Origin of the sequence: Hymenobacter nitidus (genome assembly GCF_020447315.1) — a bacterium.
Lineage (GTDB): Bacteria > Bacteroidota > Bacteroidia > Cytophagales > Hymenobacteraceae > Hymenobacter > Hymenobacter nitidus.
The window spans coordinates 73,343-94,470 of sequence record NZ_JAJADQ010000008.1; the positions used below are offsets into that span (position 1 = coordinate 73,343).

Consider the following 21,128-nt stretch of genomic DNA (forward strand, 5'->3'; position numbering starts at 1 on the left):
GATAGACGAATAAAGGCAGACCTGGCCAGGAAACACGCCGAGCCGCCAGATATAGTCCGGCGGCTCGGCGTTGGGTTTGGGCACGGCGGGCCGAGCTTACGCCACGCTGGGCTCGGGCTGCAGCTGTTGCACCACCTGTTGCAGCAGGGAGTGGTGCGGGAGCCGGGTCGCCAGCATCTGCAGGCTGCCCAGCTGCTGCTCGGTAAGGGGCGTGGGCTGGCCGCCGGTGAAGTGACGGGCGTTGCGCTCGAAGCGGGTGCGGGCGTCGGGGCGCTTGCCGTGGCCTTCCATGCGGAACTGAGCCGGAGCCAGCAGCCCGAAAAACAGCTCCTGAGTCAGTTCGGGGTAGCGGGGCAGGGTGGGAGCCACGCCCATATCAGCCGCCAGCATTTCGGCTACTTCTTGGCAGGTGGCCATGCCCCGAAACTGCTTGAACTGCTCGAACTCGGCCAGGCCGGTGGCCATTTCTGCCTCGGTGGGCGCGGCGCAGGCCCCACTCCAGCAGGCCGCAATCCAGCGGGCCTGCAGCTCGGCCGTCACAAAGTAGGAGCCGATCTGCTGGTAGAGGCCCATAAAGGCGAAATTGGGCAGCGCGGGGTGGAAGGTGAAGTGGTGCAGGTCGAGATGCTCCTCATTGGCGTTAACGGCCCGGCGGATGTCTTCGTGCAGGAAGGGCAGGCTCAGGTCGTAGCCCGTGGCTAGTAGCACCACATCCACGCGCACTTCCCGCCCGTCGGTCAGTACGGCACCGGTGGGCGTGTACTCCTGCACGCCCGGCAGCGTGCGGATACGGCCCGCAGCCACGTGGTCGAGGTAGTCCTGGCACTGCGACACGCCGGCTTCCAGAATGTCGTCGGCCGGCCGCAGCCCGCCATAGTCGGCCGGGTTGCCCACGGCGCTCAGAATCAACTCCTTCAACCCGGCGGCGGCTTCGGCCGGGGGCAGGGCCTGGTTGATGTAGGCTCCGAAACGGCTGAAGGCCAGCTGGTCGGTGGGCAGGCCGTGCATGATCTTGCGGGCAATGTAGCGCGGCTTGCGGCTCGACGACAGCACGGTGGTGTCGTCGTTTTGGGCCAGGTCGCTGGCAATTTCGAGCCCGCTGATGCTGTTACCGACCACCAGCACGCGCTGCCCCCGGAAATCGTGCCGGCCCCGGTAGTCGAAGGAGTGCAGCACCCGGCCCCGGAATTGGTCGAGGCCCGGCGTGCGGGGGTAGCGGGGCTGGTTGTAGCGGCCCGAGGCCACAATCACGCGGGTAAAAAACTCGGTGCGCCGCTCCCCGGCCGGGTTTACCGTCTGGATGATGTACTGCCCGTCGGAGCCCAGGCTGATCATCTCCACCCGGGTGTTGAAGCGCACGTGGGGCAGTACGCCGTAGTGGCGGGCATACTCGGTGAGGTAGGCCAGCACTTCCTGGTTGGTCGGAAACATCTGGGTGCCGGCCGGGTAGTCAAGGTCCGAAAACGACATTTTGATGTGGCAGGAGTTGGCGTGCATGCCGGGCCACTGGCCGCTGTGGGGCGCGCCCTGGTTCCACTGCCCACCCAGGCCGCTGCTTTGCTCAATCAGTACCGGGGTAAGGCCGTCTTCGAGCAGCGACTTGGCGGCGGCAATTCCGGCCGGACCGCCGCCAATAATGGCTACTGTGGGTGAGGGAAAGAAGGGAGATGTTTTCATAGCTGGTAGGAAAGGAGTGGAGAAGGCACCGGGCCGCGGCCGGAATAGTAGGAAACGGCCGGGTTGGTGCCACAAGTTTAATAGGACTTAACCCCTGCGGGATATAGCATTTTAATGTGGTCGATGCCTTCCACCTCGTAAGAATGCGCTTTGCGTGGCCAGGGCCGCCCTCAGCATCACATCATTATGCGGTAAGCCGGTAGTAGCGGGGCCAATACCACCGGAATCGGGCCGGCCTACGTACCAGACAGAAGCAGCAACCGGGCCTTGCCCACCACTCCCATGCTCACCAACCCGCCTGATTCCCTCCCGTTCCGCCTGGGCCGTGCCGTAATGGCCTGGACCGGTGGTCAAAAAACGACACCTTCCCGGCAAGCTCTGCCGCATGTCCTACTGCTGGCCCTGGGCATAACTGCCCTGGTTTCCTGCTCCGATGACGAGGCGCGCCGGCAAAGCTCCGAGCTGCGCGTCGAGTCGCCGGGCAGTGCCCCGCGCCGGCCCAGCGTGATGGAGGCCGAAAACGCGGCGGCCGCGGCGGCCATACCCGCCGGCTCCGGCCGCCGCTACCGGGTGCGGGCCGAAACGGCGTATTTCTACGACTCGCCGGAAAAGGCCAAACCCGGCGGCAGCTACCTGCGGCGCGGCGACGTGCTCTACGGCCAGGACGAAGGCAACGGCTTCGTTAAAACCAATTTCGTGAACCCGCAGGGCAGCACCGTAACGGGCTGGCTGAAAGCGCAGGACCTGAGCGGCCTGACTGAAAGCGCGCCGGAACAGCCCGCCCGTAGTCGGCCGGTAGCGCCCGCGCCGGCTGAGTACGACCCTGAAGTCCCCGCGCCGGCGGCTACGGCCCCGGTTTCTGCGGGGGCGGGGCAAGCAGCCGTTGTGCGGGCGGCCCGGTCCTACTTCTACGCTTCACCCGACCTCGCGCAGCCCCGCAAGGCCCACTGCGTACGGGGCGACAAAGTGCGGCTGGGCCAGGAGCAGGGCGAGGCCGTGTACGTCACTTTCACTAACTGGGAAAAAGTAACGACCCGGGGGTGGATGAAAAAAGACGCGCTGGACCTGGGCGAATAAGGGCCGGTAGTACGGTGCTCAACACGTGGCTGACGAGGCCGCAAATCCCGACAGAAGCTGACAAGCAGGACAGAAGCCAGGGCAGCGGAACTTAGACCGTAGTGCTGCCCGTGCCTGCCAGCAGCACGCGGGTGTGGGGCAGGCAGCCGGGGTAGTTGCGCTGCAGAAACGTAACCAGCTGCTCGCGCACGGCGCAGCGCAGCTCCCACACCGAGCCCGCATCGGCGGCACTTACCAGGGCGCGCAGCTCCAGGGTGCGCTCCTTGGCATCGGTGACGTGCAGCACGGCCACGCGCTTGTCCCAGAGCGGGTGGGATTCCAGAATGCGGCGCAACTCAACCCGCACGGCCTCCACGGGCACGGTATAGTCGGTTTGCAGGTGCACGGCCCCGGTGAGGCGGGCACTGGTGCGGGTCCAGTTCTGGAAGGGCTTTTCGATGAAGTAGTTGAGCGGCAGCACCAGGCGCCGTTCGTCCCAGATGCTGAGCACCACGTAGGTAAAGGTGATTTCTTCGACCCGGCCCCACTCACCCTCCACCACCAGCACGTCGTCGATGCGGATGGGTTGGGTGAAGGCAATCTGGAAGCCGGCCAGCAGGTTGCTGATGGAGCGCTGGGCCGCAAAGCCCACAATAACGCTGGCAATACCGGCCGAGGTGAGCAGGCCCGTGCCCAGGCGGCGCACCGTTTCGAAGCTCATGAGCACCAAACCCACGGCCACGAAGGCAATGAGCGACATGGCCAGCTTCTTAAGAAACTGCAGCTGGGTGAACAGCTTGCGCACCCGCAGGTTGTCGTCGGAGCCCAGCGGGTAGCGGCGCTGCACCAAATCCTGCAGCACGTCCAGGGTTTTAATCAGGCCCCAGGCGAAAGTCAGAATGAGCACAAACTCGACCAAGCGGCGCAGCACCTCGAAGGGCTTGGGCGGCAGCGGCACCAGCGGCAGCAGCAGCGACACGGCCAGCACGGGAAAAAACACGGCGCTGGCCTGGCTCAGGTGCCGCTCCACGGAGCGGGCCAGGGTCGAGTCTTCGCGCCGGGCAAAGGCCCGTAGCACCCGAAAAACAACATATTTGACCACCAAGCCCAGCGCCAGTCCACCCAGCAGAATGCCCAGGGAGGTGAAAATGTCGGGAAAGTGGGAGAGCAGGTGAGCAGCTTGTTCTTTCATGGCAACGGCCGCGCCGGCAGAGCCGCCGGCAGTGGGCAAGTGAACCACGTGTACCCCCGCCACGGCTGAAAGGTTAGCCCGGACCCAAGACGTATGTTTGCGGCCCGGACCCTAACCTCAGCTCTGGCCTGAACCTCATGACCCTGCTGTACCGCAACGCCGACTGGATGTACGACTTTCTGCTCGATGAGCAAACCGGCCGCTATTACCTGCGGGTGGTGTGCGGCACCAGCGCCTGGTATGAGATGTGCCTGCTGCTGACGGCGGCCGAGGCGGCCAGCTTCCGGCAGGAGGTAGCCCGTGGCACCGACGAGCCCCTGACGCTGCTGGCCCGGCAGGTGATGGGCAGTGCCCCCGGCGGCATAGCCCACCGGGAGTACCGCCGCTGAACCGGGCCCCGCGCGTGACTTTCCGGACGAGGTGCCGTATGAGCAGGCATGAATTACTACTATCTGCTGCTGATTCCGGTGGGCATCGGCTTCTTTGTCGGGTTTTGGTGCCTGGTCGTCAAGCTGATTTCCCTGGTAGCCTGGCAGCCGCTGGCCCGGCACTTTGCCGTGGCCGAGCTGCCCGCCGGCCCCCGGTTCGGGCTGGGGCAGGCGCGGCTGGGTGTCGTCAGCTACCGCGGAGCCGTTGACGCGGCCGTAACACCGGAGGGGCTGGGGCTGGCCGCCGTTTCTCTGTTTCGGGTGGGGCATGAGCCCCTGCTGATTCCGTGGTCGGCGCTGGGACCTTTGCAGGCCGAAAAGGTCTTCTGGACGACCTTCTACACCACCCGCATCCAGACCAGCCCCACGGCCTATACTGAGCTTACGTTCAACAACTCCGATATCGTAGCCGCGGTCCGACCCTGGATTCAGGTGGAAGAGCCCCGGTAGAGCAATCTCCCCTGAACGGCGCTTTTGGAGTTGGGCTGGCGGCAATGCGTGGAGTATCAGCTAGTTGGGCTGCCGCTGTCTGGGGTGTCTTGGCTGCCGCTCACGGCAGGGGGCGCCGCGGCCGGCATGGCTATCCTGATGCGGTGCATTGGCCAGCCCATGGCCTTGCTCACCAGCCGCTTTCGTGCGGTCTGGCGGCGGGAGGGGTAGGTGAGCTGCGGCCGGGCCGCCAACCTTGCGTTGGGGTTGCCCGTTTCAGCCTCACTTTCTCCCCAAAGCTCATCCATGAAGTTTCTAACTCCACTCTTGCTTTCCGCCTCTTTGTGCGTTGCCGCTGCCCCGGCTGCTACGGCCCAGGTGTCGCCCCGCTCGCCCTACAAAACCAGCTTTGCCGTCGATGCGCCCATCATTGGGGGGCTGGGCGCCGTCAGCCTGTTTGGCCTGTACCGGGTGCAGCAGAAAGACGGCCTGTCGGAAGCTGAGCAGGCGGCGCTGTCGAAAGCCGACGTGCCCGGGTTCGACCGGTTTTCGGCCGGCAACTACAGCACTTCGGCCCAGACCACCAGTGACCTGTTCTGCTACGGCTCCCTGGCCGTGGCCCCGGGCCTGCTGGCCCTCGACCCCGCCATGCGTAGCAACTACGGTCAGGTGCTGGTGCTCTACCTCGAAACGATGTCGACCACGGCGGCCATTTTCACCTCTACCGTGGGCAACGTGTACCGCTACCGGCCCTTCCTCTACGGCCCCGACGGCACGGAGAGGGAGCGGAGCAGCAAGATTTCCACCAACTCCTTTTTTGCCGGCCACACGGCCCACGCCGCCACCGCCACTTTCTTCGCGGCCAAGGTGTTCCACGACTACAACCCCGACTCGCCGGCTCAGCCCTTTGTGTGGGGGGCTGCGGCCCTGCTACCCGCCGCCGTGGGCTACTACCGCCTCGAAGCCGGCAAGCACTTCCTCTCCGACAATCTGGTGGGCTACGCCATCGGGGCCACCGTGGGCGTAGTGGTGCCGCAGCTGCACAAAACCTCCCGCCGCAGTGGCCTGTCCATCAGCCCGCTGCAAGGGGTAAACGTGAACGGCTACTCCTACGGCGGCGTGCGGGTCGTCAAGCAGCTCTAAGCCGCCCGACTCGCGCCGCGTACCGCTGGCCCACTCCGGTAGGAAATCTCCTGGCGGGGTGGGCCAGCGGCCGTTATGGGCTCCCGTTATCCACCATGTGTTGTTCAAAGCTCAGCATTAGTGGTTTAGCCATGTCACAACGCGGCGTGTTTACTGCCGGAAAGAGCAGCGGAGCAGGGCCGAAAGCTCTGGTCTGGAGGTTGACACCTAAATAAGTTTATTGATTTAAGTATATTATTAATTAAATATTTAATATATATAATTTCGATATATATTTCCTTTCCGGGGATTGGGCTGGGTTCCATATTTGATTATTCCTTATTCTTCCATCCTTTTCCCAACCAATTCCCCATGAGAACAACTACCACTTCCCTGCTGTGGGCAGCCCTGCTCGGCGTGTCCCTGAGTGCCTGCCAGAAAGAGCAGCACAACCTGCCCGAGCCCACTCAGCAGGACAGTAGCGTCCGGGGCCTCGACCCGGTGGTACAGGCCGGCAACCTGCGCATTCAGGGCCAGCTCGACTCGACCATTGCCTTTGCCAACACGAACCCCGCGCTGAACCTGAAGCTGGTGTCCTACTCATTTCGCAACCGGCTGACGAGCGCCCAGGAAGTGGATGCCGCCAAAGCCCGCATCATGGACGCCGGCAGCGTGATTCCGGTGTACGGCGACCTGCAAAAAGCCGGGAAAGGCACCCAGACGCCCTCTTTTGAGCTGGTGAGTCTGCAGGAAAGTGCCCGGCAGGCCGGTAGCAGCGCCAGCAACGCGCAGGCCGGCATCAGCGACTACCTCAGCAAAACAGTGCAGCCCGGTCTGGGCCAGGTCGAGCTGATCTGGGAGCGGGACGGGCAGCAGTTTACCTCGCTCTGCCTCTATAATGAGAAAGGGCTGGTGTACGACAATATCCTGGCTAACCTGTTTACCATCAAGGATGAAATGGGTACGGTAAAGGCCAGTGAGCAGGCCAAAGTCACCACGTCGGCCTTCACGGCCACGGCCGTCAACTTCGATATTAACTGGGTGTGGGGCAGCCAGCGGGGCCACATCACCGTGAAGCACACCATCCTGTACGCCAGCGGCCGAATCACGACGAACTCCGGCACGGCTTCGGCCTGGATGTCGGCCGGTTCGGCCCAGGCCCGGCAGCAGCGCTACGTGCTGCGCGCCACCTACGCCCAGCTGACGTGGGCCTACGGCTGGGCAACGCCCACGGCCAACTTCAGCTTCAGCTACTCGGGCAGCCCGGTCAAAATCGACGCTTCGGTGTCGGGTGTGGGCTCCAAAGGCCAGGGTGAGGGCATCCATACTATCTACCTGTAAGCCCGGCCCCGCCGCGAAATAGCGGCGCCCGACCACCATACACTACTCCGGTAAAGAGGCACGCTTCTTTGCCGGAGTAGTTTTGTTTTCGGCCTGCTTCGGCTGAATGTGGCCCCGCGTTGCTTGGCAGCCGGGCATTTGCCTACTTGCGCGTGTCTGACCCTGCCCATCCCATGCAATCTGCCACCACCGTTTTTCTTGTCCGGCCCGTCCGCTTCTCATTTAATCCCGAAACGGCCGCGTCCAACCATTTCCAGCAGTCCATAGCCGGCCTGACCGACGCGCAGGTGCAGGAAAAGGCGTTTGCTGAGTTTGATGCCCTAGTCGAGAAGCTGCGGGCCAGGGGCATGCGGGTGCTCGTGTTCGATGATACTGTGGAGCCCGCCAAGCCCGACGCGGTGTTTCCCAACAACTGGGGCTCCTTTCACGCCGACGGCCGCGTGCTGCTCTACCCCATGTGCGCCCCCAACCGCCGCCCCGAGCGGCGCCCCGATATTCTGGCCCAACTCAGCCAGGAGTTCGAGCTGGGCGAAGTCGTGGATTTGTCGCACCGCGAGCAGCAGAACCGGTTTCTGGAAGGTACCGGCAGCCTCATTTTCGACCACCAGCACCGCCTCGTCTACGCCTGCCTGTCGGCCCGCACCGAGGCGGGCCTGCTGGCCGAAGCCGCCGCCCGGCTGGGCTATCAGCCCGTGGCTTTTCATGCCCACGACGCGCAGGGGGAGCTTATTTACCACACCAACGTAATGATGTGCATAGGCGCCGAATTCGCCGTGGTGTGCCTCGACAGCATAACCGACGCCGCCGAGCGGGCTACCGTGGTGAATTCCCTGACAGCCACGGGCCACGAAATCGTGGCTATTTCGCTGGCCCAGGTTGGCGAGTTTGCCGGCAATATGCTTACGCTGCAGCCCGCCGGTCCGGCCCGTGAGCTGCTGGCCATGTCGCAGCGCGCTTACGATGCCCTCACGCCGGCGCAGCGCACCACGCTGGGCCGCTACTGCGAGCTGCTGCCGCTGCCTATTCCCACCATCGAAACCATCGGGGGCGGCAGTGCGCGCTGCATGCTGGCGGAGGTGTTTTTGCCGGTAAAATCCTGATTCGAAACGCCTTTTATCTCGCTGCCATGACGACCAGCCCAGATTACCTCGACCTGAACCGCGCCCTCTGGAACGCCCGTACGGCCCCGCACCTGGCCTCCGACTTCTACGCCGTGGAGGCATTCAAAGCGGGTAAATCGTCGTTGAACGGCATCGAGCTGGCCCAGCTGGGCGACGTGGCCGGGCAGCGGATTCTGCACCTGCAGTGCCACTTCGGGCAGGACAGCCTCTCGCTGGCCCGCCTGGGCGCCCAGGTTACCGGCGTCGACTTGTCGGATGCGGCTATTGCGGCGGCCCGCAGCCTGAGTGCCGAGCTGGGTGTGCCAGCCGAGTTCATCTGTTGCGACGTGCACGCGCTGCCCCAGCATTTGCCCGATACTGAGCCGTTTGATATGGTGTATATGACCTACGGCGTGCTGAACTGGTGGCCCGACCTGGCCCGCTGGGCCGCGCTGGTGCACCGCTACTTGCGGCCCGGCGGCCGGCTGGTGCTCGTCGAGTTTCACCCCCTGGTGTGGATGTTCGACAACGACTTTACGCACCTGCAATACAGCTACTTCAACGCCGGGCCCATCGAGGAAACAGAAGTGGGCACCTACGCCGACCCTGCGGCCGGCATCGTGCACCAGTCCGTAACCTGGAACCACGGCCTGGGCGAAGTGCTCGGTAGCCTGCTGCACCAGGGCCTGCAGCTCGTCAGCTTTGCCGAGTACGACTTCTCACCCTACAACTGCTTTGCCCACACCGTCGCCCAGCCCGACGGCACCTTCCGCATCGGCCCGCTCGGCAACCGGGTGCCGCTGGTGTATTCGGTGGTGGCGGTGAAGCCGTGAGGACTGGGTGGAGTGGTATTGCTAAGCCACTGATTACCCAAGAGTCTAGTACGAGAAAAGCCTCCTGACAGAGCGTCAGGAGGCTTTTGCTACTAAAACCAAAAGCCTAATTTCCAGAAGCCGGGGCCGTTTCGGTGAGGCCGAGCACAGTGCTGGTGTGGGCGCGCACCTGCTCCAGCAGCTGGGGGTTGTCGTTGAGCTTTTGGCCGAAGGAAGGAATCATTTCCCTGAACCGGGCCTGCCACTCGGGCGAGGCACCCTGGGCCGGAAAGCACTTCTGGATGAGGCCAACCATAATGGAAACCGCCGTGGAAGCGCCCGGCGAAGCCCCGAGCAAGGCCGCAATGGAGCCATCGGCGGCACTCACGACTTCGGTACCGAACTCCAGCACGCCGCCTTCCTTCTCGTGCTTCTTGATGACCTGCACCCGCTGGCCCGCAATTTCCAGCTCCCAGTCCTGGGAGCGGGCATTGGGCAAATACTCCTTCAGGGCGGCCAGGCGGTCTTCGGGCGACTGGCGTACCTGGTTGATGAGGTAGCGCGTGAGCGGAATGTTCTTGAGGCCGGCAATAATCATGGGGCGCAGGTTGCCGGCCCGGATGGAGGCGGGCAGATCCAGGAATGAGCCTTTTTTCAGGAACTTGGTGCTAAAGCCCGCGTAGGGCCCAAACAGCAGCTCCCGCTGGCCATTAATCATGCGCGAATCGAGGTGGGGCACCGACATGGGCGGCGAGCCCACGGCCGCCTTGCCGTACACTTTGGCCTGATGCCGCGCAATGACTTCGGGGTTGACGCACTTCAGCCACTGCCCGCTCACGGGGAAGCCGCCGAAGCCATGGCCCTCCGGAATATCCGACTTTTCGAGCAGGGTGAGCGAGCCGCCGCCAGCCCCGATGAAGACGAACTTGGCCGTTACTTTCCGGCTCTGGCCCGTGAGGCGGTCGGTGGCTTTCACGCGCCACTGGCCGTCGTCGCGACGCTTTAGCTTGGTGACTTCGTGGTTGAAGTGGAACGTGACGCCCGGCTTTTCTTGCAGCAGGTAGAACATGCCGCGAGTCAGGGAGCCGAAGTTCACGTCGGTGCCCAGGCTCATGTTGGTGGCGGCCACCTGCTGGTTTGGGTCGCGGCCTTCCATCACCAGGGGCATCCACTGGGCTATCTGCTGACGGTCTTCGGAATACTCCATGCCCTCGAACAAGGGCGACTGGGTAAGGGCCGCATGGCGCTTGCGCAGGTACTCCACGTTGTCGGGGCCCCACACGAAGCTCATGTGCGGAATGTGGTTGATGAAGCGCTGGAGCTCCTTCACGGCATATTTCTCGGCCAGGAACGTCCAGAACTGCTTCGATACCTCGAACGACTCGGCAATGCCGATGGCCTTGCTGATGTCGATGGAGCCGTCGGGGCGCTGGGGCGTGTAGTTCAGCTCGCAGAAGGCCGAGTGGCCAGTGCCAGCGTTATTCCAGGCATCGGAGCTTTCGGCGGCGGCCACATCCAGGCGCTCCAGCACGGTAATGGTCAGATCGGGTTGTAACTCCTTGAGCATCATGCCCAGCGTGGCACTCATGATGCCGGCGCCGATGAGCACAACATCGACGGTGCTTTCGGTTGAGTTAGCGGTAGTATTCATAAGGGGGGACGTAGCAAAGAGGTAGGCAAAGGGTATTGACTACGGCGAAAAGCGAAAAAAGGGTCTTTTGTTGCCGAAAAACTCCCGGCCTGCCGCGGCCGAAGCTCCCAAGCGCCTAGCGTTCCGGCTGTTGGTCGGCTTTGCTAAGGCGGTAGCCCACCGTGGCATTCAGCAGCCAGAAGCGGCCCGTGTAGCTGGGCGCATAATAGCCGCCGGTGGAGCCGAGGGAGGTAGGCTCCTGCACGGCCAGCTCATCCTGGTACGCGTTTGCGTAGTGGGCGCGCACATCCAGCGCCGTAGTAAAGCGGTTCTGGCGCAAGCCTACTTCCAGGTAGGGCAGGGAGCTGCCCACGCCATCGAAGCCCCGGAAGGAGTTGTTTCCCTTGTTTACCGCCAAAAAAGCGCCGCTGCCGGGTACCTGCACGCCGCCGGCGCCCGTGCGGGGCTGACCGTCGCCGTAGCGCAGACTGGTTTCGTTCACTTGCATTAGGTCCAGGGCCAGGCCCGTGCCCACGAACAGGCGCCGTGTGGTCTGGCCCAGGGGCACGAAGTAGCGCACACCCAGTCGGGCCGTGTACACAATGCCTTTCCAGCGGTACTCGCCAGCGGGCAGAGGGCCCTGGGCCGCCACCGACCCCGATTTGCCGACCGTATTCACCGTCAGGTCGCCGTGCAGGGCGGTGGTGCGGCTGGCAAACAACAGGTCGGCATACAGGCCCCCGATGGGGTGGGGGCGGCTGGCCACGTTCAGGCCATCGAGCGAGTAGCCTTCCTCCGAGCGTTCATCCTGGCGGTGCAGCACGTAGCTGTTCAGCTGCACCCCGGCCAGCACGCCCGCGTCCAGGGCCACGCTGCGGCGGCGCCTAGTTGGGGTCAGGTAGCTGGCTACGGCCTGTTTCGTGCCCGAGCAGCTCTGGTTGTAAGCCTGTACCACGGCGGCCAGATCGGGAGCAGTGAATCTGGCGGTAGCAACAGCCTGGGTGGCGGCGGGGCAGTCACTGAAAAACACCGCGAGCTGGCTGCGGTAGTTGTTGGCATCCACGTACGTGCGGCGGCCCTGGGCATCTGGCCGCACCAGGCGGCGCTCGGTCAGCTCGATGTAGCCCTGGGTTTCGCGGCGCACGAAATAGTGAGTGGCCCCGGGCGTGACGAGGCGCAGCAGCGGGGCGGGGCCTTCCACCAGCACTTCGGCAAAGATGGTTTCGGGGCGCTGGTCGGGGGCTTTGTCCTGGGTCAGGTAGGTGGCGCGGGTTTCGGCGGTGCGGTCCACGGGCAGCAACTCACTGCGGAAGTAGCGGCCCCCGGTCAGGCGAAACAGGCGCAGCTGCTCGGGCCCGTAGGTGGTGACAGCCGCGGCCGGTGCGTTCCGGAACCGAACCTTTGTGGGCGTTTCCACCCAGTGGCTGTTTTCGATTTCACCCCGCAGGGTATCGTTGGCGACGGTTACGAGCAAGCCGGGCTCAAAGGCCTGGGCCTGGCTGAGCGTTGTGAGAAAGACGAGGGAAACCGTAAGTAACAGAGTGCGCATTGGGGCAAATAGCAGGCGGCGGATAAGAAAAGCCAGGAAATGATTCGGCAAAATTGCCAAGAAAGACGCCCATTACAAAAGCGCCTGAACACCCGCCACCTGGGAGCCAGGCCAACAAAACGGGCGGGCAGCCGGTACTAGAAGTCTGTTTAAATAATCAGCCACGCTACTACTTCCGCAGTATGAACCTAGCCGCAAATACCATTTTGATTACCGGAGGCGCCTCCGGCATTGGCCTGGCCCTGGCCGAGCGTTTTGTGCGGGCCGGCAGTGAGGTTATCGTCGTGGGGCGGCGCGAAGACAAGCTGCGCGAAGCCCAGGCCCAAGTGCCCGGCCTGCACACCCGGGTGTGCGACGTGGCCCAGGCCGCCGAGCGGACCGCCCTGCTGCAGTGGGTGCAACAAGAATTTCCGCAAGTGAACGTGCTGCTCAACAACGCCGGCATCCAGAACCGCCTGCAGCTGGCCGACGACGCGGAGGACTGGGAAGCGCGCCGCCAGGAAATCGTTATCAATCTGGAGGCCCCGATTCACCTGGCCATGCTGTTTACTCCGCACCTGCGCGAGCAGCCCAACCCGGCCATTATAAACGTCACCTCGGGCCTGTCGTTTGCGCCGGCGGCATTTGCGCCCATCTACAGCGCCACCAAAGCGGCTCTGCACTCCTTCACGCTGTCGTTGCGCCACCAGCTGGCCCAGTCCACCCCGATTCAGGTGCTGGAAATCGTGCCGCCGGCCGTGAACACCGACCTGGGCGGGGCGGGCCTGCACACATTCGGCGTACCCGTCGATGCCTTTGCCGACTCCATTATGGAGCGCTTAGCCAACGGGGAGCAGGAAGTGGGCTATGGCACCTCTGAGGAAGCCCGCCAGGCTTCCCGCCAAGAGCTGGACGCCCGTTTCCAGCTGATAAACAACCGCTAACCCTGGTGGCAGCAAAGCCGGAGCAACCCAGAATTCCGAGTTGCTCCGGCTTTGCTGCGTGTTCCAAAAAACCGGCTGTTATTGCAGATTTACCAGTAGTCCCAGGAAAGCCAGCCGGCCAATCTGGGGGCCACCGATGATCTGCACGTTGTTGGCATTGAACAGATTGGACACGCCGGCCTGCAGCGTGGTAGCCAGCGCGGGCAGGGCGTAGCCCAGGTAGGCATCGGTGGAGCTGTAGCTGGCAATGTTGCCCGTGGCAAACGGCAGTTCCTGGCGGTGGCCCTCGGCCCAGCGGTAGTTCAGGGCGTAGGTCAGGTGGTGGAGCACTACCCCGTGGGCGCCCAGGTTGAATTTGTGCCGCGGCGTGTTGAAAAACGTCTGGAAGCCCGCGGGTAGGGTGCGGCGGTCCAGCACGTTGAGCGAGTAGTTGCCGGTCAGGTTCAGGGCCTTGCTCAGTTGGTAAGCCAGGCCCAGCGTGGCGCCCTGGGTGCGCACCTGCCGGGCGTTGTTGTACCAGGTAAAGATGATGCGTGTGGGCTTGGTGCGGTCCGTGAAGCCGGGTAGGCCTTCCTCAATCTGGGCCGGCGTGGGGCGGTTGCCATCCACGTTGCCCGCAAACGGCTGGCCCCCAATAAAGTCGTTGTAGGCGCTGCGGAAGTAGCTCACGTCGGCGTACAGCCGGGGCCGTAGCATGCCTTTGTAGCCGGCCTCCACGGTGGTCGAATGCTCCAGCTTCAGCGTGGGCAGCGCCATGGCAAAGGCCGAAAGCGGGATACCCGGCGTGCCGTACGGGTTGCCGGCCGCATCGGTGAAGCCGTAGCCCTGGAAGCCGTTGCCGATGTTGCCCAGCACGATAAACGAGGTGACGTCGGAGTGGGCGTACTGCTCCAGCTGGGAGGGGCTGCGGTAAGCCCCGGCGTAGCTAACCCGGAAGTTATGGCGCTGCTCGGCCCCGAACGAATACACGGCCGACGCGCGGGGCGACAACGCCGGGGAGAAGTTCTGGAAGTAGTCGGCGCGGCCGGCCAGGGCCAGCTTCAGGTGCTCGTTCAGCAAGGTCTGGGTCAGCTGTCCGTAGGCCCCAGACTCGTAGTTGCGGATGCGCGGCCGGTTGAAGTCGTCGAACAGCTTGCCGCCCGAACCCAGGCGGTATTCGCGGTAGGCCCCGCCCAGAATCAGGTCGGTGCCGAAGTCAGACACCCGGAAGCTGCGCTGGGCGCTGATGTCGTTGAGAAAAGAGTTGAAGTTCTGCCGGGCGCCGCGGCCGGGCTGGTCGTCGGCAATAATCTGGGCGCGCAACGTGGCAAAGCGTGGGTCCGAGCTTTGCAGCTGGGTGGCATTGGCGGCCTGCTGGGCCAGGGCCAGGGCCTGGGGCTGCGTAGTGCCCGGCTGCCGGATGGCCTCCGAATACGCCGAGTTATAGGTACTGAAATACAGCTGCGTATAACTCAAGGGGCCGTAGGGGCTGTTTTCCTGGGCCGTAGCGCCCAGCAGCAGGGCGCCGAGCTGGGCCAGCTCGTAGCTGCTGCCGGTGAAGTCTTCGGTGGAATAGGCCCGGATAAAGCCCCGGTTGCTCTTCAGCTCGGCCCGGTACTGGTTGGTACCCAAGTCTTTCACCCGAAAGCGGCTGATGTTCTGATACGTGGACGTGCCCGTGGCGCGCTTGGCTTCCACCGTCAGCTTCAGGTCGTCCTTAATCAGGTAGGAAACGGCGCCCTGCAGGCGGTAAGACCTGGTTTTCTGGTCGGGACCGATAAGCTCCTGCTCCGTGAAGCCGGGCATATACGCCGTTTTGCCGTACAGGTCGGGGTGGGTGCCGCCGGGCAGCTGCTGCCTGGGGTCGGCCGTAAACTGAAAGCTCATTTCGCCCGAACGGTTTACCGCGTCGTAGCCCAGGGGCGAGCCCTGCGGGTTCAGGGAGGCCGAAGTAGCTTCGAAGTTGCGGGCAACCCAGTCGGTAGCCTGAAAGCCGCTGAGGTTAAATTTCACCGCCAGCTTTTGACCCAGTTTTTTGGCGTAGCGGAGTTGTCCGTCGAGCAGCTCGCGCTGGCCGCCGCGCAGGCGCACGCTCAGCCCGTCATACACAAACGGATCCTTGCTGTTGAACAACACGACCCCGCTCAGGGCGTTGGCTCCGTACAAAGCCGAGGCCGGGCCGTGAATCAGCTCGATGCTCTCCATGTCCAGCTCGGGGATGCCCACCAGGTTGCCCGGGCTCAGGTTCAGACTCGGCAGGGCCGTGTCCATGTAGTCGACCAGCTGAATCACCCGCTCGCTCTTGGCCGTGTTGAAGCCCCGGGTGCTCACGCTGGTGAACAGCATCGAGGCCGAGTTCACATCCACGCCCGGCAGCTGGCCCAGCCCGGCCAGCACTTCCGGCGTGCTAATGCGCTCAATCTGCCGGCCCGATACTTTATCAATCGTAACGGACGTGCGCAGGATGTTTTCCTCTACCCGCGAGGCCGATATTACAGTGGCATTTACGGCCGCCGCGCTGGGCGCCAGGGTCACGACCAGGTCATAGTCGGCTTCACTCAGCGTGATTTCCTGGGATTCGTAGCCCACGAAAGCTACCACCAGCGTCACGGAGCCTTTATCGAAAGCTACAGGCAGGTGGAACCGGCCCAGCTCATTGGTGCTGGTGCCGATGAAAGAGCCTTTTATGAATACCGTGGCACCGGGCAAAACTTCGCCGCTGCTACTGAGTACCGTGCCGCCCACGGCCTCAGCTACCGAAACCGCCGGCTGGGCCGGAATAGGATGTTTTGAGGAAGTAGCGGAGGAGCGGGTTTTACTGGACTGCGCAACCGTAGGTCGGGCGGCTCCGGTAAGCAGCGCCGCCGCGATAAGAAAATAAAGATGTTGCATGCACAGTGTGAGGTAGTTCAGGGCGGGCGAACCTCAAAGCTATTGACGGTTCGGGTAAATTCAATGCGGCTTCTAGCGGAAACGTGCTGCGGTGTTATTCGGTGAAGCCGGGGTTTTTCTTTGGCCAAAAGCGTCCGGCAGCCGACCAAGCAGCCGCACTCAAACTTCGTTCCAGATGCGGAAGTAAAGAATAGAACTAAACTAATATTGCGGTTCTAATCAGCTGGCAAAGGGAAAATCCCGGAGCCACTCCCAAGGGCCGTTGCGGTACGCCCACAGCTGCAGACCGGTGCCGGTGGCAGCAAACGGCGTGAAGTCCGTGGCCAGCTCCTGGTGCAGGGCACGCGCCACCTCGGGCTGCACCTTGTTCTGCACCGTCACGTGGGGGCGCCGCCGCTGCTGATCCTGGGGTGTCAGCTGGGGCCACCACTGCTGCTGCAGGTCGCGGTGCAGGGCTTCAAGGGCCTCACTTTCCACGCGGTAGGCCACGCCCTGCCCCAGAAACTGTACCCCGCTGACCTGCAGCACCAAGGAGGGCTGCTTGCGCACGTAAGCAGCCAGCACCTGCTCGATGGCCGCCCGCTCGGTGCCCGGCAGATGGTGAAACAAGGTGAGGTGAGCCGCCAGAAAGTTGCGGGCCGGCGGAAAATGGTCCCGGCGCAGCTCGTTGAAAAACCGGCTGGTCAGCTCATCCAGGGCCAGGGTCAGAATCAGCGGGGCCTCGGGGGGCGGAGGAGGAGAAGTCATACCGGGGCGGGGTTAGGCAAGCAGGCTGGTGCTCTGCACGATGTGGCCGCCCAGCTGCTGGAGGTCGGCTTTGGCCAGCTCGAAGCCCTCGGGTGAAATCGGGCGGGTGGCATCCTCAATCAGAAACGTGTCGAAGCCTGCCTGCAGGGCATCCTTGGCCGTGAAATACACGCAATAGTCGGCGGCCAGCCCCGCCACGTATACCTGCCGGATGCCCTTGCCGCGCAGGTACTCGGCCAGCCCCGTCGATTTGCGGTGGCCGTTGTCGTAGAAGCCGCTGTAGCTGTCGATTTCTGGGTCGGTGCCCTTGCGGAAGATGGTTTCGATGCGGTTCGTGTCCAGCCCTTCGGCCAGACCCGCGCCGGCCGAGCCCTGCACGCAATGCACAGGCCAGAGCACCTGGCGCAGCCCATTAAGATCAATTTCCTCGAACGGCTGCCGGCCCGGGTGGCTGGCCGCGAAGCTTTTGTGCTGGGGCGGGTGCCAGTCCTGGGTAGCTACTACCAGGTCGAAGTGGGGCTGCAGGGCGTTGGCCAGGGGCACGATGGCGTCGCCTTCGGGCACGGCCAGGGCGCCACCGGGAATAAAATCGGGCTGAATATCAATCAGTAACAGGGCTTTCATACGAAGGGGAATAAGGCAAAGTCGGCCGGTTCAGGGCTTAGGCGGCGTTGCGGGCGTAAGAACTTCGGCCACTAAACGCCAGCCGCGGGCTTCCTGTTGCCACACGTGCAGATAACCGCCCTGGTCGGCTGGGGTTTGGACGGAAAGATAAGTGCCGTAGGTGTAGCCCAACTCGCCGGAGCGGGCTACGCGGCTGCCCTGGGCGGTGAAGCGGCGGGCCGGGTCGGTGGCCAGCACGGCGGCAATGGCGGCGGGTGTAGTGAGGGGCGCGTGGGTTTCGCGCAGCAGCCGCGCCTGGGCGCTCAGCCACGGGGCGTAGCCGGCCGCAACGCCTTGTTTCTCCACGGCCGCCGTCAGCTGCTGGTCCAAGGCGGGCAGGCTGGCGGGGCGGACTTTGCCCGTTCGGGCCGGGCGTGGGGCCGTGGCTACCTGCGCGGGTAGCTCCGACGAAGCCGGGTCTGGGTGCGACACGCCCACGTCGAGCAGGAACTGGAAGCGGCCGTCGGGCTGCCGGCCCCAGAGCGTGAAAAATTGGCCGTGGGCCACGCGCTGCCCGCCGGTTTGCTCAATGTACCACTGGCCGGTGGTGTAGCCCAGCTCGCCCGAAGCGGCCATGCTGGCAAATGCCGGGCCCCAGATCAGCTGGGGCGCATTGGGCTGCTCGGGGCGCTGCTGCCAGGCCGGCTTGCTCAGCTCGGGCTTGCCGTTGGTGAACATGATGGCCGAATCACTCATACTGGCCACGAAGGCCTGTTTGGTGCTGGTTTGCCGGGCCGCCTGGGCAAAGCTGCGCTCGGCGGCTACCATCTCGTCCAGCGCCGACTGCTGGGCGGCGGCCCCGAGGCTGAGCAGGAGCAGGGCGGAAGGGAGGAAAAGTAGTTTCATTGGGCTCAGAGACAACAGAGTACGCACACTGGGTTAGCTAAAAACGGCGGCTTTCCAAAGTAGATGCAACCCGCGGTTCCAATAGATGCCCGGCCCGGTGAGATTTTCACATGAAATCAGTTCGTAACTCGATAAATTGTTGATTTTCAGATAGTAAAATATTGTCTTAAACGCGTGCGGATGGACTTTATGGCCCCCGAAAGGTGTTGTATTCCCGTACCAGCTACCTGACTTGATGCTTGAATCCGGCGCCTTAGTTTCCCTCTCCGATACCCTGCTCACCGACCAGCCCACATCCGCCCCGCAACCCCTGACGCACGCGGCCCGGTTGTGGCTGCCTAAGCGCGTGCTCTTCACCCCCGATGCCCTCCACGAGCCCTTCGGCCAGCAGATGCTGCAGCGGGCCGAGGCCCACAACCTGGATATCGAGCTGCTGAAAAGCAACCGCCTGACCGGCCTGCGCGGCGCCGACGTGCGCGAAACCTACCGCAACGCCAAGAACACCCTGGCCGTGGTGTGCGCCCCGCCCAGCGCCCTGAAGCTGCAGCCCACCCCGCCCTCGGCCGACTGGCAGATGAACCTGGCCGAAGGCTGCCCGGCCCACTGCCAGTACTGCTATTTGGCCGGCAGTCTGCCGGGGCCGCCGGTGGTGCGGGCCTACGCCAACCTGCCCAAATTGCTGGAAGGCACCGCCGCCTACGAACAGGCCGGCCGCCGTACCAGTTTCGAAGTGAGCTGCTACACCGACGTGCTAGGCATCGAGCACCTGACCGGCAGCCTGGCCGAGTGCATCCGCTACTACGGCACCCGCGAAGGGGCCCAGCTGCGCTTTGTGAGCAAGTACAACCAGGTTGATTCGCTACTGGAGCTGCCCCACAACGGCCATACCCGCGCCCGGTTCAGCCTGAATGCCGAGCCCGTGGCGCGGCGGCTCGAAGGGGGCACGGCTTCTATTGAGGCGCGTTTGCAGGCCCTGCGGCAGCTGGCATTGCCGCGGGAGCTGGGCGGGGGCGGCTACCCCGTGGGCGTGGTGCTGGCGCCTATCATGCCCATTCCCAACTGGCGGGAGCAGTACTCGGCCCTGCTCGATAGGCTGGCGGCCACCCTCGACTTCGCCTGCGACCTGACCGTGGAGATGATCAGCCACCGCTTCACGCCCGGCTCCAAGGATGTGCTGCTGCAGTGGTATCCCAATACGAGCTTGGACTTGGCGGAAGAGGGGCGGGCTGTGAAGCGTAACAAGTTCGGGGGTACCAAATACGTATACCAGCCCGAGGATATGCGCACGCTCAAGCAGTTCTTTTTCACGGAATGGCAGCGCCGCTTTCCCCACGCCCCAATTCAGTACTGGACCTAAGACGCTGACCACGAAGCTGGTGACGAGGCTTGCCAGGAAAGGATACGCCGGCCCCTGGCGTATCCTTTTTTTATGTAGTTAGTTTAGCGCCGCGTCCTGTTTCCACCCCGGGCCGCCTTCTTTCCGTGGCATACTCCCTGCTCATCCGCAACTGCGGCCAGCTCCTGACCCTGGCTGGCGGCCCCACCGACCAACCCCTGCGCGGCCCGCACCTGGCCGGCTGGCGCATTCTGGAAAACGCCTTCGTGGCCTGCCAGGACGATAAAATCGTGGCGCTGGGCAGCATAGCCGAGCTGGATGAAGCGCAGATTTCGGCCGAAACCAAAGTGCTGGATGCCGCGGGTAAAGTCGTGATGCCGGGGCTGGTGGAGTGCCATACGCACTTGGTTTTTGCCGGTAACCGGGCCCACGAGTTTCAGCGCAAGCTGCAGGGCGAGTCCTACCTCGATATTCTGGCTTCGGGTGGCGGCATCCTGAGCACGGTGCGCGCCACCCGGGCCGCCGCGGAAGACGAGCTGCTGGCCATTGCTCTGCGCCACCTGCGGGATTTCCGGCGCTACGGCATCACCACCCTGGAAGCCAAGAGCGGCTACGGCCTCGACAAGGAAACTGAGCTGCGCCTGGTGCGCGTGGCCCGCCAGGCCGGCCGCCAGCAGCCCGTGCGGGTGGTACCCACCTTTCTGGGCGCCCACGTGGTGCCGCCCGAGTACAAAGGCCGCCCCGCCGATTACCTCGACTTTCTAACCCGGGAAGTGCTGCCGGAGCTGGCGGGCGAGGCTGATTTCGTGGATATTTTCTGCGAGGAAGGCGCCTTTAGCGTGGCCGACTCGCGCCGCTACCTGCAACGGGCCCAGCAGCTGGGTTTCGGCCTGAAAATTCACGCCGAGCAGCTCCACGACCTGGGCGGCTGCGCTATGGCCGCCGAGTTGGGCGCCATTAGCGTCGACCACTGCGACTACCTCAACGCCGCCGATGCGGCCGGCGTGGCGGCCACCCCCACCGTGGCCGTACTGCTGCCGCTGGTACCGCTGTTTCTGCGTCAGGAGAAGTACGCACCCGGCCGCCAGCTCATCGAGCAGGGTGTGGCCGTGGCCCTCAGCACCGACTTCAACCCCGGCTCCTGTCCGAGCAAAAACCTCTGGCTGGCCTTGTCGGTGGCCTGTCTAAAAATGGGCTTCACGCCGAAAGAAGCCATTGCCGCCGTCACCCTCAACGCGGCCTGGGCCCTGAATCTGGCCCCGGAAATCGGGAGCCTGGCAGTGGGCAAGCGCGCCGACCTGCTGGTGCTGGATGTGGCCGACTACCAGGAAATACCCTACTGGCTGGGCGAAAACCCGGTGCGCAACGTCGTCATTGGCGGGCAGGTGCAGCACGGCTAACCCGGT

18 protein-coding genes are annotated in these 21,128 nt (G+C 63.9%); 10 read left to right on the forward strand and 8 right to left on the reverse strand.

The features are described 5' to 3' along the window. Positions 1-96: 96 nt before the first annotated feature. The gene (locus LGH70_RS15480; RefSeq protein WP_226187349.1) at positions 97-1,677 is read right to left on the reverse strand and encodes a flavin-containing monooxygenase; all 1,581 of its coding nucleotides are present in this window, start codon (positions 1,675-1,677) and stop codon (positions 97-99) included. Between the two features lie 267 nt (positions 1,678-1,944). On the opposite strand from LGH70_RS15480, the gene LGH70_RS15485 reads away from it, so the two are divergent. Beyond that, positions 1,945-2,754 (forward strand): hypothetical protein, encoded by an 810-nt coding sequence (locus LGH70_RS15485; RefSeq protein ID WP_226187352.1) that lies wholly within the window; start codon positions 1,945-1,947, stop codon positions 2,752-2,754. A gap of 91 nt (positions 2,755-2,845) precedes the next feature. Here the strand turns inward: LGH70_RS15485 and LGH70_RS15490 are convergent, their stop codons facing one another. Next, positions 2,846-3,925 carry a mechanosensitive ion channel family protein gene (locus LGH70_RS15490; RefSeq protein WP_226187354.1) on the reverse strand — a complete coding sequence of 360 codons (1,080 nt, stop codon included), beginning with the start codon at positions 3,923-3,925 and terminating at the stop codon, positions 2,846-2,848. Positions 3,926-4,062: 137 nt separating this feature from the next. Here LGH70_RS15490 and LGH70_RS15495 point away from each other — a divergent pair, with 137 nt between their 5' ends. The 6 genes from LGH70_RS15495 (at position 4,063) to LGH70_RS15520 (ending at position 9,178) form a co-directional block, all read left to right on the forward strand. Next, positions 4,063-4,314 carry a hypothetical protein gene (locus LGH70_RS15495; RefSeq protein ID WP_226187356.1) on the forward strand — a complete coding sequence of 84 codons (252 nt, stop codon included), beginning with the start codon at positions 4,063-4,065 and terminating at the stop codon, positions 4,312-4,314. Between the two features lie 48 nt (positions 4,315-4,362). Further along, the gene (locus LGH70_RS15500) at positions 4,363-4,803 is read left to right on the forward strand and encodes a hypothetical protein (protein ID WP_226187358.1); all 441 of its coding nucleotides are present in this window, start codon (positions 4,363-4,365) and stop codon (positions 4,801-4,803) included. 285 nt (positions 4,804-5,088) lie between these two features. Then, positions 5,089-5,925, forward strand: coding sequence for a phosphatase PAP2 family protein (locus LGH70_RS15505; RefSeq protein WP_226187359.1), 837 nt, complete (start codon positions 5,089-5,091; stop codon positions 5,923-5,925). Between the two features lie 351 nt (positions 5,926-6,276). Beyond that, positions 6,277-7,245 (forward strand): hypothetical protein, encoded by a 969-nt coding sequence (locus LGH70_RS15510; protein ID WP_226187360.1) that lies wholly within the window; start codon positions 6,277-6,279, stop codon positions 7,243-7,245. Positions 7,246-7,418: 173 nt separating this feature from the next. Further along, complete coding sequence (gene ctlX / locus LGH70_RS15515; RefSeq protein WP_226187362.1) at positions 7,419-8,345, forward strand: citrulline utilization hydrolase CtlX; 927 nt, start codon at positions 7,419-7,421, stop codon at positions 8,343-8,345. Positions 8,346-8,371: 26 nt separating this feature from the next. After that, on the forward strand, positions 8,372-9,178 hold the full coding sequence (locus tag LGH70_RS15520) for a class I SAM-dependent methyltransferase (protein ID WP_226187364.1): 807 nt from the start codon (positions 8,372-8,374) through the stop codon (positions 9,176-9,178). Positions 9,179-9,284: 106 nt separating this feature from the next. Here LGH70_RS15520 and LGH70_RS15525 read toward each other — a convergent pair whose 3' ends face one another. Together LGH70_RS15525 and LGH70_RS15530 are read right to left on the reverse strand one after the other, a co-directional pair. Next, positions 9,285-10,808 carry a malate:quinone oxidoreductase gene (locus LGH70_RS15525; RefSeq protein ID WP_226187366.1) on the reverse strand — a complete coding sequence of 508 codons (1,524 nt, stop codon included), beginning with the start codon at positions 10,806-10,808 and terminating at the stop codon, positions 9,285-9,287. Positions 10,809-10,923: 115 nt separating this feature from the next. Next, complete coding sequence (locus LGH70_RS15530) at positions 10,924-12,336, reverse strand: hypothetical protein (RefSeq protein WP_226187368.1); 1,413 nt, start codon at positions 12,334-12,336, stop codon at positions 10,924-10,926. A gap of 182 nt (positions 12,337-12,518) precedes the next feature. Between LGH70_RS15530 and LGH70_RS15535 the strand changes: the two genes are divergently transcribed. Next, positions 12,519-13,259, forward strand: a complete 741-nt coding sequence (locus tag LGH70_RS15535) for an SDR family oxidoreductase (protein WP_226187371.1) — start codon at positions 12,519-12,521, stop codon at positions 13,257-13,259. Between the two features lie 78 nt (positions 13,260-13,337). On the opposite strand, the gene LGH70_RS15540 is transcribed toward LGH70_RS15535, so the two are convergent. The 4 genes from LGH70_RS15540 to LGH70_RS15555 form a co-directional block, all read right to left on the reverse strand. Further along, positions 13,338-16,130 (reverse strand): TonB-dependent receptor, encoded by a 2,793-nt coding sequence (locus LGH70_RS15540; RefSeq protein WP_226187374.1) that lies wholly within the window; start codon positions 16,128-16,130, stop codon positions 13,338-13,340. Positions 16,131-16,349: 219 nt separating this feature from the next. Then, positions 16,350-16,877: a 2'-5' RNA ligase family protein gene (locus LGH70_RS15545; RefSeq protein ID WP_226187377.1), complete on the reverse strand. Its 528-nt coding sequence runs from the start codon at positions 16,875-16,877 to the stop codon at positions 16,350-16,352. A gap of 12 nt (positions 16,878-16,889) precedes the next feature. Then, positions 16,890-17,501 carry a bifunctional nicotinamidase/pyrazinamidase gene (pncA, locus tag LGH70_RS15550; protein WP_226187380.1) on the reverse strand — a complete coding sequence of 204 codons (612 nt, stop codon included), beginning with the start codon at positions 17,499-17,501 and terminating at the stop codon, positions 16,890-16,892. Between the two features lie 30 nt (positions 17,502-17,531). Then, the gene (locus tag LGH70_RS15555) at positions 17,532-18,386 is read right to left on the reverse strand and encodes a DUF4440 domain-containing protein (RefSeq protein ID WP_226187383.1); all 855 of its coding nucleotides are present in this window, start codon (positions 18,384-18,386) and stop codon (positions 17,532-17,534) included. 235 nt (positions 18,387-18,621) lie between these two features. Here LGH70_RS15555 and LGH70_RS15560 point away from each other — a divergent pair, with 235 nt between their 5' ends. Together LGH70_RS15560 and hutI are read left to right on the forward strand one after the other, a co-directional pair. Further along, a complete protein-coding gene (locus LGH70_RS15560) occupies positions 18,622-19,743 on the forward strand; it encodes a spore photoproduct lyase family protein (protein WP_226187386.1) in 1,122 nt (373 codons plus the stop codon). Between the two features lie 125 nt (positions 19,744-19,868). Next, complete coding sequence (gene hutI / locus LGH70_RS15565) at positions 19,869-21,122, forward strand: imidazolonepropionase (RefSeq protein ID WP_226187388.1); 1,254 nt, start codon at positions 19,869-19,871, stop codon at positions 21,120-21,122. Positions 21,123-21,128: the final 6 nt, after the last annotated feature.

Coding starts and splice junctions, on each gene's coding strand:
- LGH70_RS15480 (WP_226187349.1), bottom strand. CDS start 1,677: ATGAAAACATCTCCCTTCTTTCCCTCACCCACAGTAGCCATTATTGGC.
- LGH70_RS15545 (WP_226187377.1), bottom strand. CDS start 16,877: ATGACTTCTCCTCCTCCGCCCCCCGAGGCCCCGCTGATTCTGACCCTG.
- LGH70_RS15490 (WP_226187354.1), bottom strand. CDS start 3,925: ATGAAAGAACAAGCTGCTCACCTGCTCTCCCACTTTCCCGACATTTTC.
- LGH70_RS15555 (WP_226187383.1), bottom strand. CDS start 18,386: ATGAAACTACTTTTCCTCCCTTCCGCCCTGCTCCTGCTCAGCCTCGGG.
- LGH70_RS15510 (WP_226187360.1), top strand. CDS start 6,277: ATGAGAACAACTACCACTTCCCTGCTGTGGGCAGCCCTGCTCGGCGTG.
- LGH70_RS15560 (WP_226187386.1), top strand. CDS start 18,622: ATGCTTGAATCCGGCGCCTTAGTTTCCCTCTCCGATACCCTGCTCACC.
- LGH70_RS15535 (WP_226187371.1), top strand. CDS start 12,519: ATGAACCTAGCCGCAAATACCATTTTGATTACCGGAGGCGCCTCCGGC.
- pncA (WP_226187380.1), bottom strand. CDS start 17,501: ATGAAAGCCCTGTTACTGATTGATATTCAGCCCGATTTTATTCCCGGT.
- LGH70_RS15495 (WP_226187356.1), top strand. CDS start 4,063: ATGACCCTGCTGTACCGCAACGCCGACTGGATGTACGACTTTCTGCTC.
- LGH70_RS15505 (WP_226187359.1), top strand. CDS start 5,089: ATGAAGTTTCTAACTCCACTCTTGCTTTCCGCCTCTTTGTGCGTTGCC.
- LGH70_RS15500 (WP_226187358.1), top strand. CDS start 4,363: ATGAATTACTACTATCTGCTGCTGATTCCGGTGGGCATCGGCTTCTTT.
- LGH70_RS15520 (WP_226187364.1), top strand. CDS start 8,372: ATGACGACCAGCCCAGATTACCTCGACCTGAACCGCGCCCTCTGGAAC.
- LGH70_RS15540 (WP_226187374.1), bottom strand. CDS start 16,130: ATGCAACATCTTTATTTTCTTATCGCGGCGGCGCTGCTTACCGGAGCC.
- ctlX (WP_226187362.1), top strand. CDS start 7,419: ATGCAATCTGCCACCACCGTTTTTCTTGTCCGGCCCGTCCGCTTCTCA.
- LGH70_RS15530 (WP_226187368.1), bottom strand. CDS start 12,336: ATGCGCACTCTGTTACTTACGGTTTCCCTCGTCTTTCTCACAACGCTC.
- LGH70_RS15525 (WP_226187366.1), bottom strand. CDS start 10,808: ATGAATACTACCGCTAACTCAACCGAAAGCACCGTCGATGTTGTGCTC.